The 14350-nt window shown below is 48.4% G+C and carries 13 protein-coding genes; all 13 read left to right on the forward strand.

Going from position 1 to position 14350, the window contains the following annotated elements:
- Positions 1-2 precede the first annotated feature (2 nt).
- The 13 genes from wecC to FIU82_RS15675 all read left to right on the forward strand — a co-directional run bounded on the left by wecC (position 3) and on the right by FIU82_RS15675 (position 14337).
- Positions 3-1256: a UDP-N-acetyl-D-mannosamine dehydrogenase gene (gene wecC, locus FIU82_RS15615; RefSeq protein ID WP_022945837.1), complete on the forward strand. Its 1254-nt coding sequence runs from the start codon at positions 3-5 to the stop codon at positions 1254-1256.
- Positions 1253-1801, forward strand: coding sequence for a serine O-acetyltransferase (locus FIU82_RS15620; protein WP_045978961.1), 549 nt, complete (start codon positions 1253-1255; stop codon positions 1799-1801). The genes wecC and FIU82_RS15620 overlap by 4 nt, the downstream gene beginning before the upstream one ends.
- The gene (locus tag FIU82_RS15625) at positions 1798-2946 is read left to right on the forward strand and encodes a VpsD family glycosyltransferase (protein ID WP_152441552.1); all 1149 of its coding nucleotides are present in this window, start codon (positions 1798-1800) and stop codon (positions 2944-2946) included. Before FIU82_RS15620 ends, FIU82_RS15625 begins: the two co-directional genes overlap by 4 nt.
- Positions 2939-4357: a lipopolysaccharide biosynthesis protein gene (locus FIU82_RS15630; protein ID WP_152441553.1), complete on the forward strand. Its 1419-nt coding sequence runs from the start codon at positions 2939-2941 to the stop codon at positions 4355-4357. Before FIU82_RS15625 ends, FIU82_RS15630 begins: the two co-directional genes overlap by 8 nt.
- A complete protein-coding gene (locus FIU82_RS15635; protein WP_045978964.1) occupies positions 4350-5597 on the forward strand; it encodes a VpsF family polysaccharide biosynthesis protein in 1248 nt (415 codons plus the stop codon). The genes FIU82_RS15630 and FIU82_RS15635 overlap by 8 nt, the downstream gene beginning before the upstream one ends.
- Complete coding sequence (locus FIU82_RS15640) at positions 5581-6423, forward strand: AAC(3) family N-acetyltransferase (RefSeq protein ID WP_152441554.1); 843 nt, start codon at positions 5581-5583, stop codon at positions 6421-6423. The genes FIU82_RS15635 and FIU82_RS15640 overlap by 17 nt, the downstream gene beginning before the upstream one ends.
- The gene (locus FIU82_RS15645; RefSeq protein ID WP_152441555.1) at positions 6423-7430 is read left to right on the forward strand and encodes a hypothetical protein; all 1008 of its coding nucleotides are present in this window, start codon (positions 6423-6425) and stop codon (positions 7428-7430) included. The genes FIU82_RS15640 and FIU82_RS15645 overlap by 1 nt, the downstream gene beginning before the upstream one ends.
- Positions 7431-8756, forward strand: a complete 1326-nt coding sequence (locus FIU82_RS15650; RefSeq protein WP_152441556.1) for a phenylacetate--CoA ligase family protein — start codon at positions 7431-7433, stop codon at positions 8754-8756.
- Positions 8757-8758: 2 nt separating this feature from the next.
- Complete coding sequence (locus tag FIU82_RS15655; protein WP_152441557.1) at positions 8759-9838, forward strand: glycosyltransferase family 4 protein; 1080 nt, start codon at positions 8759-8761, stop codon at positions 9836-9838.
- Entirely contained in the window at positions 9828-11036 is a 1209-nt protein-coding gene (locus tag FIU82_RS15660) for an aspartate-semialdehyde dehydrogenase (protein ID WP_152441558.1), read from the forward strand. Before FIU82_RS15655 ends, FIU82_RS15660 begins: the two co-directional genes overlap by 11 nt.
- Positions 11033-12055 (forward strand): acyltransferase, encoded by a 1023-nt coding sequence (locus FIU82_RS15665; RefSeq protein ID WP_152441559.1) that lies wholly within the window; start codon positions 11033-11035, stop codon positions 12053-12055. Before FIU82_RS15660 ends, FIU82_RS15665 begins: the two co-directional genes overlap by 4 nt.
- A gap of 9 nt (positions 12056-12064) precedes the next feature.
- Entirely contained in the window at positions 12065-12799 is a 735-nt protein-coding gene (locus FIU82_RS15670; RefSeq protein ID WP_022945848.1) for a WecB/TagA/CpsF family glycosyltransferase, read from the forward strand.
- 137 nt (positions 12800-12936) lie between these two features.
- Positions 12937-14337 (forward strand): undecaprenyl-phosphate glucose phosphotransferase, encoded by a 1401-nt coding sequence (locus tag FIU82_RS15675; RefSeq protein ID WP_026111244.1) that lies wholly within the window; start codon positions 12937-12939, stop codon positions 14335-14337.
- Positions 14338-14350 lie beyond the last annotated feature (13 nt).

A 14350-nucleotide genomic window follows, 5' to 3' on the forward strand; every position in this document is an offset into this window, starting at 1 on the left:
CTATGAATTTTGAAACAGTTTCAGTTATCGGTTTGGGCTATATCGGCCTGCCTACCGCCGCCGTTGTCGCCTCGCGTGGCATTAATGTCATTGGCGTTGATGTCAATCAGCAAGCAGTGGATACCATCAATGAAGGAAAAATCCACATCGTTGAGCCTGATTTAGACATTGTGGTACGCGGTGTGGTTGCCACCGGTAATCTGCGTGCGACGACCGAAGCTCAGCGAGCGGATGCGTTTATGGTCGCGGTGCCCACTCCCTTTAAAGATAATGACAGTGGACCAGTGGAGGCCGATTTAAGTTATATCCAAAGTGCGGCCAAAGCGATTGCGCCGGTGTTGGAAAAAGGCAATCTAGTGGTTCTTGAATCGACCTCCCCGGTTGGGGCCACCGAACAACTCGCTGCTTGGTTAAGCGAAGCGCGTCCAGATTTGAGCTTTCCACAGCAAGTGGGTGACAACGCAGATATTAAAATCGCCCATTGTCCAGAGCGTGTACTACCTGGCTATGTACTACAGGAGCTAGTTTCTAATGACCGCGTCATTGGTGGTATGTCGCAAGCATGCTCAAAACGCGCGGTTGAGCTGTATGAAAACTTTGTTCGCGGCGAGTGTATTATCACTAATGCACGCACCGCAGAAATGGCTAAGTTAACCGAAAACTCTTTCCGTGATGTGAATATCGCCTTTGCCAACGAATTATCGTTGATCTGTGACAAGCTAAAAATCAACGTGTGGGAACTCATTCGCTTGGCCAATCGCCACCCCCGCGTCAATATCCTTAATCCCGGTCCAGGAGTGGGGGGTCACTGCATCGCAGTCGACCCTTGGTTTATTGTTAGCAGTGCTCCCGAGCAGGCAAAGCTGATTAAACAAGCGCGCTTGGTCAATGACGGCAAGCCAAGCTATGTGGTTGAGCAAATAAAGCAAGCGGCGGATGAGTTTAAGCGCCCGGTTATTGCTTGCCTTGGTCTGTCATTTAAGGCTGATATTGACGATTTACGAGAAAGCCCCGCTTTAGACATTGTCAGTGACTTAGCGCAACAACAAATCGGCGCCGTATTGGCTGTTGAACCGAACATCGATGAGCTTCCTAGTCACCTTGGTGCCCAAGGGGTTGAACTGACCTCCCTGGAGCAGGCGCTAGAGCTTGCAAATATCGTCGTTGTACTGGTTGATCATAAGCAATTTAAAAATGCCGACAAAACCGAGTTTGCCCGTAAAGTGGTGATTGATACCCGAGGTGTGTTGGCGTGATGACACCTAAGCAGCTCATTAAAGCCGATTTATATCGGCAAACCGGGCGAGTTTCTAGGGTGTTACTGATCAAGCATTTATTAGTGAACCCCTCGTTCAACTATGTGTTTTGGTTTCGCTTGTGTCGTGCTCGCAGCACCCTGGTGCGCGGCTTTGCGCGGTTGATGCATAAACATTTATCAGTACGGTATCAGATTCAGTTGCCCAAGGAAGTGCAGGTCGGGCCTGGGCTGTACTTAGGTCATGGCACCGGCATTATTGTTAATGCCAGCGCTAAAATTGGCGCTAACTGTAATTTAAGCCCTTATACCGTGATTGGTTCAAACCATGGTCACGCAGCGCATATTGGTGACAATGTATACATAGGACCACACACCAGTGTGGTTGAACACGTACACATTGGCGATGGTGCTCAGGTAGGCGCGGGAGCTGTGGTGATCAAGGATGTACCTGCGCATGCCACCGTTGTCGGGAACCCGGCTAAAGTGGTGCGCGAACATGGTGAGGCAACCTATATTGCAAATCCAGTGCAGGTTAATTCATGACCCAAGTAGTGATTGTTGCACCGTTAAGCACCATTGACTGGGGCAGCGATAACGCCGGGGGCGTCGATAGTGTGTGCCAGCAGTTATTGCAAGCACTCATAACGACGCCAACGCCCGGGTGTCAGTATGAAGTGCTCGCGTTGAAAGTTGGTCAGTCTTCAGCAGAGTATTTCACGCGTTATCGCTTAAGCGAACAAGTGCATGTGACCTTTGTACCTAGCAAGGGCAAGATCGCGGGAGTGCCAGTACCTGGCGTGATTTATCAGTGCTGGCAAGTGCGCAAGTTTTGCCGGGCGCACCGTGCGGATGTGGTGCACAGTCACTATTGGTCGCTGTTGCTTGGCGTGCCCAAACACATTGCGAAAATGGTGACAGTGCATTCGTTTGGAAAGTTAGGGCGTAAGTCAGTGTCGATGCTCAATGACTTGCTCTATGAGCGTATTCTGCCGAGCTTGTCACGCCATAGGGCGAATAAAGTTACCTGTGTAGGCGAGCAGCTGCGACAGTGTATTGCCCAGCAAACGGGAATAAATGCAGAGGTCGTTGCCAACCCCATTAACCCTGCTTTTTTTGCTGTAAATACAGCGTCAATAGAGAAGTTTAACACCCTCACCTTAGTGACCTGTGCAATGATCCACCGGAAAAAAGGCATTCATGTCGCTATAGATATTGTGGCGAAGCTAAATCAAAGCCGTGAGGTGAATTTGTGCATTATCGGCCCGGTACGTGATCATGACTATAAAGCGGAGTTAGACGCTCAAATCGAGCGGCTTGGGATCTCGACTAACGTGCAATTTACCGGTGCCTTGTCAATGTCTGAAGTGGCGCAGCATTATGCCAAAGCACATGTGGGCTTGTTTTGTTCACAAGAGGAGACTTTTGGCTTGGCCCCCTTGGAAATGGTCGCTGCTGGTCTTAACGTGGTCTCGACGCGCGTGGGTGTATTGGCTGAGCAGCCACAGTTATTCATCAGTGCGGGTGGTGCCTTTATCGATAGCAATGATATCGACGCTGCGGTGCAAAGAGTTAGTCAGGTGCTCGAGGGCAGGGGCAGTGCTGAGCCTCAGCTCATCGCTGACGCTTTTTCGGCGCAACGAGTCAATGCCCAGTATCAGCAGTTGTACAAGGAGCTAGCGGGTGTTTAATAAGTTACTCAGCTACGCCCCAGTACAGATATTTTCAGCATTGAGTGTGTTTGCGCTCATAGCCATACAAACTCGGTTTCTCACGGTAAGCGAATACGGTCTTTTGGCAGTACTGCTGGTGATCATGGAAAGCACACGCTCTATGTTTGCGCAGTGGATTAATACTGCACTGCTACGCTTTTACCCCAGTGCACAAAGTCCAGAGCGTGAGCAGCTTTTGTGCCTCAGTAGCTCGTTGTTATGGTTATTTGCAGCGGTAGCAGTACTGGTTGTAGCCTTATGCTTGTGGGTGTTTTCGCTGTTCTCATGGAGCAATATGCTTTGGGTTGCTCTGCTGTTCGTTGCCAAAGGAACATATACCTACTACCTTGAGCGCGCTCGAGTGTGTGAGCAAGTTAATCGTTATCGTTATGCGGCCTTGACCCAAGCGGTGTTATCCGTGGTGCTTACCTTGGGTTGCCTGTGGCTTGATGGTGCCCTGCATAGCGCCTTAATTGCTTTGGTAGCGAGTAACGCCATCGCCTTGTTATTTACTTTGCGTAGAAACCCTCAGGGACATAAGGGCACACCGGTGCTGCGCCGAGAGTTTCTGCACTATGGTTTACCTTTTATGTTTACTGGTGCCCTCGGAGTATTGGCGACACGCAGTGACCGTATCGTCATTGCCCAGCTTACTTCGTTAGAGCAAGCAGGGCTCTACGCCGGCATAGCCAACTTGTTAGTGGGCTTAATGGCACTGGTGTTTATGGTCGTGGCTCTGCCGTTGTATCCAGAGCTGACCAAACTCACCGATAAACCGCAGCAATTGCGTCAGGCTCATAGCCGCTATGGTGGGTATTTGTGTGCGTTAGCGATACCGGCGCTGACCGGGCTGTGTTTACTGGCACAGCCGCTGATCACTGTGTTTTTAGGTGAGCGCTATCAGCAGCTAGATTTACGCGTATTTTATGCTATTGCCGCCGCCACCTTTATTTTGAATCTACGCGGCCACTATTTAGACCATGGCTTACAGTTTAGGTTGCGCACTCAATGGCTACCGCTGATCACTGCTGTGGGCTTTGCCTTGCAGCTCGCTTTAGCGTTTACATGGGTACCCAAGCTAGGTGCTTTAGGTGCTGCATTGGCGTTGCTTATTGCTATGTGTGTCGCAGCGTTGCTGTCGTTGATAACTGGGCGTTATTACCGTTACCACTTTACCTGGCCAGCACAGCTTTATAAAACGTTACTGGCGACAACGGTAATGGGCGCAGTGCTTTATACATTGTTGAAAAACCTTGTATCACTTGCGCCTTGGCAGCAGCTTGTTATTGGTGTACTGGTAGGGATCACGACCTATGCGCTGATGCACTGGTTACTCAATACTTTCGCTATACGTAGCCAAAGCCTCAACTGGAGGCGGCGCAGTGTCTGAGATTAAATTAGCAAAATACCTACAATTAGCCTTATTCAGTGCGGTGGTACTCGGTGGCTACCTGCTTGAAAACCTCGGTATCGCCTACGTATCAGAAGGCGGCTCGCCGGTGGTTAAAATACACCTTTATGCATACATTTTACTGGCGTTATTTGGGTTATTGGTGTTGAGCAGAGGCATGGCAGCAAGTGTTGCTGAATTAGGTCAGTTAGCGTCTATTTGGTGGTGGTCATTTATCGCTCTAAGCGCTGTTATCGTCTATGGCCTAGCCACACAAGGCACGTCAGGCATGGCCTATATGGTTAATACCTTTTTAGCGCCATTGTTGTTGTTAGTGCTACTCGCGCAATTATCACACTCGCAGTTGCAGCGTATTTTGGTGCTACTTGCTTACTTGTTGCTGTTTAATTCCTTACTTGCCGTGGGGGAGTACGTATTAAATACTCGTATAGTAAGCGTTGAGTTTGACTCCTTTGCTTTTTTTCGCTCAACCGCATTGATGACGCACCCCCTGAACAATGCCCTGATCACCGTGGCTTTAGCCTTGTTGCTCTGCTCCTACACTCGACTCCCCGCTTTTGCTTATATCGGCCTAGTGATCTTGGCGCTGTTTGCTTTTGGTGGGCGGGCAGCGTTAGCACTCTTTTGCCTTGGCGCCTTAGTGTGTGCCGTGCCCGCATTGTGGCGATTTTTGACCCGTGGTGTGGCCGTTGACAGGCGGTACCTAGCGGTACTTATGATGCTCGGCTATTTCGCCTTTATTGCTTTTATTGTGGTGCTTATTGAGTCGGGGATCACGGAACGTATCGCTTCGAAAATGTATATCGATCACAGTGCTACAGCGCGTTTAGATGTGTTTTATCTGCTTGAGCAGTTGAGCCCAAAAGAGTGGGTGTTCGGCGCTTCAGCGAGTTTGATGGCTGCTATCGAGTTTTATATTGATATCTCGGTTATTGAAAACTACCTCGTAGGATGGATTTTTAATTTTGGCTTGATTGGTGCTGTGCCGCTTTTTATCGCCGCTTTCTTGCCCCTAGGTTATTTCTTTTATCACGGGAACTTAGTCAGCCGTACCGCGATTGGTGTGTTTATGATTGTGGGGGTAACCAATAACTCATTAACAACAAAAACACCGGTATTGTTACTACTTTACTGTGCCTTGTTCTGTGCTTTAAAACTTCAACAAAAAGCCCAACAATCGACTCGGGCCCAAGGAGCTAGCCATGCTTGCGCGACTTAAGTCATCGTCTATTTATGCCCATTTACGGCAAATAAAGTACCGTCGCCAACGTCAGGCTTTAAACGCGCAACCTAAAACCACGCTGGCGCAGATGCGAGCGGTGTTGCTCGATGATTTGCAGATAGCGCAAGGGGATGCATTGTTAGTGCACTGTGGTTTTGGGTTTTTGCATGCTGATTTTACTCCCCAGCAATTGCTCGAGCTACTAAAGCAAATTGTCGGCCCTACAGGGACCTTGGCCATGCCATTTTACCCGCCAGGGTTGTCGCAAGATTGGCTAAAGGCCGGGCGTATTTTTGATAGCGCACATGTGCGTTGTGGCACCGGGATATTGGCGCAAACTCTAGCTGATGATGAGCACAGTCACATCAGTATCCACCCTATCAAAGCCGTTGCCGCTTGGGGCCAACACAGCCGATTAATTACCGCTCATCACCAGCGCAGCCAGACGCCTTATGATGCGCACAGTCCCTATTACTTGCTGGCACAATTGGAGCACTCCAAGTCCATCGGTTTGGGCGTACGTAATTGTTCGATGGTGCACTGTGCTGAAGACCTGTATGAGCAAGACCTGGGGTATCTTTATGGTGATAAGTCCTTTGCAGCAACGGTGATTCATGAAGGCAAACAACATCGCGTAACCACTTTTGTACATGACATTCGCGAGCCGCTGATGGAGTCGAGCACATTTTTTGATTTGCATTGTCCCCAATTGGTTACCTTAAGTCAGCGTTTAGTTTCGCCTTGTTATGCTATCGACAACTCTAAACTGTTGCCGCAATGCCAGCAGCTATTCGCGCAAAACATCTCAAGGAAGAAGAGCTAATGAAGTACATTTTGACGTTTGATTATGAGTTGTTTGGCAGTGGCAAGGGCGATGTGCTTAAGCACTTGGTCGCGCCCACAGACAAAATGCTCAAAATTATGCAACGGCTGGGAATACGCGCTACTTTTTTCATCGAATACCTTGAGCTCGAAGCGATTTTTAAAGAAGCCGACAGCGGCAACGCTCTTTTTATCGACGATGCCAAGCATATTAAAGCCCAGCTCGAGCGTATGGTGTCTCTAGGTCACGACTTACAATTACACCTGCACCCTCAATGGTATCAAGCACAGTACCGTCAAGGACAATGGCAGCTCAACTTTGACTGGTGGCGATTTTCTGCCTTGCCTTATCGCACCAGTGCTGATGGCACCCCAGGTCAGCTTGATTTATTGCTCGCCGGTAAAGCCTTTCTGGAAGCATTAATTCAGCCCCTCAACAGCGAATATCGTTGTCATGCTTTTCGTGCAGGTGGCTACAATATCGGCTTTAATCCGCAGAGTGTGAAAGCGCTAAGCGCTGCAGGCTTTGATACTGAATCATCTTTGTGCCCGGGCTTTTACGCCAATAAGGCCTTGTGTCAATACGACTACACCGATTGTGACTCATTCTTACCTCATCCTATGCCCGGCAGTGATGAGCCTACACAAGTCATCGAGTACCCGTTGCTTACGCTGCGCAGCTCGTTACCAGAAAAAAGCTCTCTGGCGCGTTTATACACGCGGTTATTTAATAAAAAATTAAAGCGCATTGGTTATCAGCGTAGCGTTAAGCCAGCTGCCCCTTTGCAGCCACACAAATTGACAAACAGTAACTTCGATGTGTGTCTAAGTAGCCGAGCACAAGTACAGCGATTTTTAGCTTTGGCGCAGCAAAAGTGCTTGTCTACCACCGTACTTATTGGACATGCCAAAGACTATTCATGGTTTTCTCCTTTTGCATACACGCTTAAACGAGCACAGCGTCAGGGTCAATTTATCACTCTCTCAGATGCGCGGGAGACGGTGTAAATGTATACGTCTCGTATGTACAAGCGCAGTCCGATTTGGCTGCAAAATGTGTTGGCCTCGGTCTATGGTGGTTTGCGTCAGAAGCTACGGGATAACCGACACACTCGCTCGCTAACAGCGCAGCTTGAACAGTTGCAATACGATGTGCACAAATGCGATGCCTATCGCCAAGCGCGGCTTGAAAAAATGCTTACACACGCGGCTCGCCGGGTTCCTTTTTATCGCGATAAAGGCACTGATTTAGGGCAATACAGTGTGATTGATAAAGCCACTGTCAAAGCTCAGCATCGTGATTTTCTAGACTCCGAACATCAAGGGGTCAAGATCAAAGGGGCAACCAGTGGCACCACAGGCAGTCCTTTAGTGATTTACCAATCGAAAGAATCGGTCATGCGTGAGCGAGCTTTTACTAATCGCCACCGACAGTGGGCGGGGTATCAAAAAGGAGATAAGCGAGCGTGGCTTCGCGGAGATATGATTGTTCCAGGTGAGCAACGAAAGGCGCCGTTTTGGCGTTATTCGTGGTTCGAAGATATGATCATGCTGTCTTCCTTCCATTTAACCACAGCTAATATGGCGAGTTATATTGACGCCATGGTGGAGTTTGGTGTTGATGTTATCCAAGCCTACCCGTCGTCGATTGTCAGCTTGGCAAAATATTTACAAAGTTGTGATACCTATTACCCGGCGCCATTAAAGTCAGTCATCACCTCATCAGAATCTTTAAGCGCCGAAGACCGAGCCCTGATTGAGTCACGCTTTAAGTGCAAAGTATTTGATTGGTATGGTCTATTTGAGCGTGTTGCAGCGATCGCCAATTGTGAGCATGGTAACTACCACCTTCTCAACGATTACGCTGAAGTTGAGTTGCACCATATCGATGATAACCGTTATGAACTGATCGGAAGCAACCTTAACAACTCTTTATTTCCACTCATTCGCTATCGCACGGGCGATTTTGTCCAGCTGAGCGATGAACAAAGCTGTCCCTGTGGTCGTCATTATCCTGTTATCAGCGCCATTGAGGGCCGCCAAGGGGATTACTTGGTGGCTGAACAAGGCCAGAAGGTCTACGTGCTTAACCATATTCCCAAAGGGGTTGACGGCTTACTAGGGTGTCAGTTTGTGCAACACCGCCCAGGCGCGGTCGAGGTTAGAGTGCAAATAGATGATAGGCGCTTTGATGAGCACCAGCGCCAGCAATTAATAAGCAATACCAAGGAGCGCTTGGGTCAAAGCATGCAGGTGAAAGTAACACCGGTATCGCAACTAGAAAAAACCGCATCGGGCAAGGTACGCCAAGCGCTTTGTAGCATTGAGGAATGAGGATGAAACAGTACAAAAATATTACGTTAGCCACCGCGCGAGGCGGCCAAGGCGGTATAGCTACGGTCTTGCATACGTTGGAATCTTCGGGGTTTTTCTCCCGCTGGCATGTAAAGCATATCGCCACCCATCAGCGTGACACGTCAAAGTTGGGCCTAAAACGGCTGTTTACTTTTCTCTTCGCCTATATCCAAACAGCGTGGACTCTATTGAGCTCCCGTGTGGCGGTGGCGCATATTCATATGGCATCGCGGGGCAGTTATCAACGCAAATCGCTGCTTATTAGATTGCTAAAACGCTTTCGAGTGAAGGTTGTGTTGCATTTGCATGGCGCCGAATTTCGTGAATTCTTCGAAAACGAATGTGACGCCCAAAAACAAGCCCATATTCGTCATACCTACGAGCTCGCTGATAAGGTGATTGTGCTCTCCACACAGTGGCAAAGCTGGGTTGAGAGCTTAGTTAATGACCCCAGTAAAGTGCAAGTGATATACAACGCCGTGGACTCTTTGCAATTAGGGACTGAGCGCACCGAGCCTGGATTGATTCTATTTTTGGGCCGTCTAGGCCAGCGCAAAGGGGTTGGAGATTTAATTACGGCATTTGCTGAGGTAAAAAAACAGTGTCCTAACGCACGCTTAGCACTCGGTGGCGATGGTGATATGGCCACCTTTAAAGCTCAGGTTGCTGAATTAGGGTTAGAGCAGGATGTTAGCTTTTTAGGGTGGATCAGTGGTGAGCAAAAGCTCGACTATCTTGCGCGAGCGGATATTTATTGCCTGCCTAGCTACAACGAAGGTTTCCCTATGGGGGTGCTCGAGGCCATGTCTGCGCAAAAAACCGTGGTCGCCTCCAGTGCCGGAGGCATACCTGACGCCTTGCAACATCAACATAGCGGTTTGATGTGTCCTGCCGGTGACGTTAAAGCGTTGGCCCAGTTGCTCATCAATGCCATTGGCGATCGTGGCCTTAACGCGCGATTAGCTGCTAATGCGAAACAACGCTTTGAAGACAACTTTTCCAAGCAAGCGGTGATCCCGCAGTTAGATGCCCTGTACCAGGAGCTACACGATGAACACTAAGACTGCTAACACACTGGCTCAGCAAACTTTAAATTTAGCGCAAGCGGATGATTATGCCGGCTATGACCCTTTTGATGGCCTGAACAGTCGACTGTTTTCTGTTGCTCCTATATTGCGCAAGAGCGTATTCGGGCTGGCATGGACGCAGCTGTTCAAACGCTCGCCCATCAACTTCAGGCCCTTATGCTTGGTGCCCAAGAAACGCAACCCCAAAGGCGTGGCATTATTTATCTTAGGCTTGGTGAATGATTATCAGCGCAGTGGTGAGCAAAAGTACGTGCATGAGGCACAACGTTTAGCCGACTGGTTACTTACGCAGAAATGCGATGAGCAGCAGTGGGGAGCGCCTTGCTGGGGGTATCACTTTGATTGGAATGCTCGGGCGTTTTATGTGCCCAAAGGCAAGCCCAATGTGATCACCACCCTGTATGTTGCCAAAGCTTTACATGCTTTTGGGCAAGTGACGAAGCAAGATAAGTACACACAGTGTGCAATGCAAAGCGCCCACTTTATGGTAGACCATTTATATACGCAGACCACGGACGAACAGGGGCGAGAGCAATGCTATTTTGCCTATATTCCAGGTGAGCCGGCATTCGTACACAATGCCAGTTTGTGGGCAGCGGCTTGGGTGGCGACCTACGCTGCGTACTATGATGACAGCCTATACGGCGACTTAGCCTTGCAGGTTGCGCGACAATCAGTACAGGCACAAAATGAGCAGGGCGCGTGGGTCTATGGGACACGTCATCATCATCAGTTCATTGACGGCTTTCACACCGGATATAACCTCGAGGCGTTGGATATTGTGCGTTCGCAATTGCAAACGACAGAGTTTGACGCAGCGATAGAACGTGGTTTGCAGTTTTATACTGAGCACTTGTTTGATAGCCAAGGCACGGCGAAGTACTATCACGATAACCCCTACCCACTGGATATGCACAGCGTCTGCCAGGCGCTATTAACTTTGCTAAAGGTTAACCCCAATGTCGAGCAACTGGCATTAGCGGATAAAGTACTGGCCCGCAGCGTGGAGTTGCTCTACGAGCAGCGCAGTGGCCGTTTTGTGTATCAAAAAGGCAAACGCTACACCAATAAAGTCAATTATATGCGTTGGACCCAGGCCTGGGTGTATTACAGCTTTAGTGAATTGGCGCTTGTGCAGCAGCGTACCCGCGTTGAGCAGGAGGCAGCGTGAGGCTTGCTGGGATTGACGCAATGCGCTCACTGGCGATTATTTTGGTCGTCGCGCAGCACACCTCTTTGATGGGCGACGACAAAACTGCCGTCGACTATCTATATAAAAATTTGGTCGCTAACTCATCGGTATTCTTTGTTGCTTTGTCCGCTTTTTTAGCGGCGCATATCAGCTGGCCGAAGCAGCGCTGGACTGATTTTATGCGCAAGAAAGAGGCGCTGTTGATTCCACCTTTTGTGTGCATCTCTTTGTTGGCGCTTACCAAAGCGTATTCTAAATGCACCTTAGGTTTGTACTGCCAGGATTATCAGCTTATAGAGGTGGGCTTAGGGGGAGCGTTATTCCCGCTTTGGTATGTGCCCTTTATTATGGTGATGTTCTCGCTTACGCCAATGCTCAAACTGTATCATGCTCAGTCGCTGTGGTTGCAGGCCCTAGTGTTAATCCCCTTATGCTACCTCTCCATGCGTATTGGGCGTCCGCAAGAGCTGACCCATCTCGCACATAATTTACTCTATTTTTTGCCTGCTTTTTTACTGGGTTTGAGCTGTGAAAAGCTGCACCGCTGTCGATCAGTATCGACAGCATTGATAGTCAGCTTAGCTGTGGCTGCTATTGGCGTATGGCTATATCAAAGCCTGCATTTACAGCAGTTTGGCAATGCCCATCATCCACGCTTAGGGTTGTATGCTGTTGATTGGCTGTTTGTGCAAAAAGCGATGCTCAGTTGCGTGTTGTTATTGTTATTAAGCGATTTACGCGTAGAGCAGTGGTTGCAAAAACACCCCAGTTTACTCAAGCCGCTGTCACAATTGGCGATGATGAGCTTTGGCATCTTCTTTATTCACGGCTTGTTTACCTACGAGTTGTATCTACTTACCAAACCCTTGGCACACATTAGCTATGTACTTAGCTCCGTGGTCGCAATGGCGCTGTGTCTTGCGCTTGCGTGCGGTGCGCTCACTATTGGCCAACGGCTTATCGGCAAGCGATACAGTCGCTATATTGCCGGATATTAAGGAGAAATCATGAAAAGAATTCAATTTTTAAATGCCCCTATGGATAGCGCCACAATGACGGAGACGGTAACGGTGATCCGCGATCATATTAAGGGCGGGCACTTTCTTCAGCACGTGGTGGTTAATGTCGCCAAATTGGTCAATATGCAACGTGATGCTGAACTCGCTGACTCAGTTAAAGCTTGTGACATCATCAATATTGATGGCATGGGTGTGGTCTGGGGAGCAAGAGCCTGTGGTCATGACATACCAGAGCGCGTTGCCGGCGTTGACCTGTTTCATGAGCTACTGGCAATGAGCGCCGAGCAACAATTCAGTGTGTTTTTACTTGGCGCTAAACCCGAAGTGGTGGCTCGTACAGCTGAGGTGGTGCAAAAGCAAAATCCGCAATTAAATGTAGCGGGGTATCACCATGGCTATTTTTGGGATGATGAGCAGGCTGTGGTTGAGAAAATAAAGGCATCCGGTGCGCAGCTACTTTTTGTGGCCATCACCTCGCCGAAAAAAGAGAACTTTATCAACCGCTGGCAAGACCAGCTCGGCGTCAACTTCGTTATGGGCGTTGGCGGCACTTTTGACGTTGTTGCTGGTAAAGTAAAGCGGGCGCCAAAGTGGATGCAAAATGCGGGGTTGGAATGGCTATATCGCGTTTTGCAAGAACCCGGACGAATGTGGAAACGCTACCTTGTTACGAATAGCCGCTTCGCTTATTTGTTAATGAAAGAGCGCATGACAAATAGATGACAGCGCTTATAGTTAACCCGTTGTTCATGGTTAAATGTTTATTATAGATAAGTTAGTTAAATCTATTTTACTTGGTGGGATTGTGGATTATAATTTCACCTGTTACTAGGATGGCTGAATTTAAGCTTGGAGCACCCATGACCAGCGATAAAACATTTAAAAATAACCCAACCTCCAGCGGTGTTTTCTACCGCTTGATGGATTTGTTTTCGATCACTGCCGGGCTCTTTATAGCCGCTGCTATACGTGGCGTAGAGCTGGATCAGCATTACCTAGTAGCATTTCTTATCTTGATGATCTGCTACCTCTACACTGCGGAAGTTTTTAACGTCTATCGCAGTTGGCGAGCAGGTAAGTTTCAGCATATGGTGAGCTGGTCTTGGCTCTCTTTAGTTATTGCAAGTGGTGCATTATTCATCTTTGCTTTTGGTTTTAAGTTTAGTGAAAATTTGTCACGTTTAACTTTATTTATTTGGTTTCTTAGTTCATTTATATTTCTGTTTAGTTGGCGGTTGTTTATTCGTTTATATAAAGTAAATAAACGAAAGCTTGGTTTTAGCTTAAAACGAGTCGCTATTATTGGCGCGACCGAGTCAGGGGCCAATTTATTTAGGGAAATAAGTCAGCATGATGAGTTGGGCTTTGATTTTGTGGGCTTTTTTGAAGACCGCCAACCAGATAGAGTATTCGAGCAGTTGCATTTCCATGTTCAAGGAGCAATTTGTGAGGCCGTCAACGCTGCTCGTCGCGGTGAAGTCGATGTTCTGTTCATTGCTCTGCCGATGAAAGCCGACAAGCGTATTGCCGATATCTTGCGGCAACTTGGGGATACCACTGTTGACGTCCACTTTGTCCCTGACTTTTTACTCTCGAACTTGATTCATGCGCGCATCGACCATGTCGGAGGGTTTGATACCCTAAGCGTGTTTGAGTCGCCTTATTTAGGTGCGCGAGAATTTATCAAACGCTCTGAAGATATCGTCGTCGCGGCGTTAATCCTACTGCTCATCTCACCACTGCTTATCGCTATAGCAATTGCAATTAAATTAACCTCTGCGGGGCCAGTGTTGTTTGTACAAGATCGGTATGGCCTCGGCGGCGAGCGCATTCGGGTATGGAAGTTCCGTTCAATGAAAGTAATGGAAAACGATGCTGTGGTGCGTCAAGCGACGAAAAACGACGCACGCATTACCCCCATCGGTGGGTTTTTGAGGCGCACCAGTTTGGATGAATTACCGCAGTTTTTTAATGTTTTATTCGGTGATATGTCCATTGTCGGCCCTCGCCCGCATGCTGTGGCACATAACGAGGAATATCGTAAGAAAGTCGAGTTTTATATGATCCGTCACAAGGTTAAGCCTGGGATCACAGGTTGGGCACAAATTAATGGCTGGCGCGGTGAGACAGACACCTTAGAGAAAATGGAAAAGCGGGTAGAGTTCGACCTCCAATACATTAAAAGTTGGTCTTTGTGGTTTGATATAAAAATTATATTTATGACTATTTTCAAAGGCTTCGTTGGAAAAAATGCGTATTAATATCAGGGAGTGG

This window comes from Pseudoalteromonas sp. THAF3, from assembly GCF_009363775.1.
Classification (GTDB): Bacteria; Pseudomonadota; Gammaproteobacteria; order Enterobacterales; family Alteromonadaceae; genus Pseudoalteromonas; species Pseudoalteromonas ruthenica.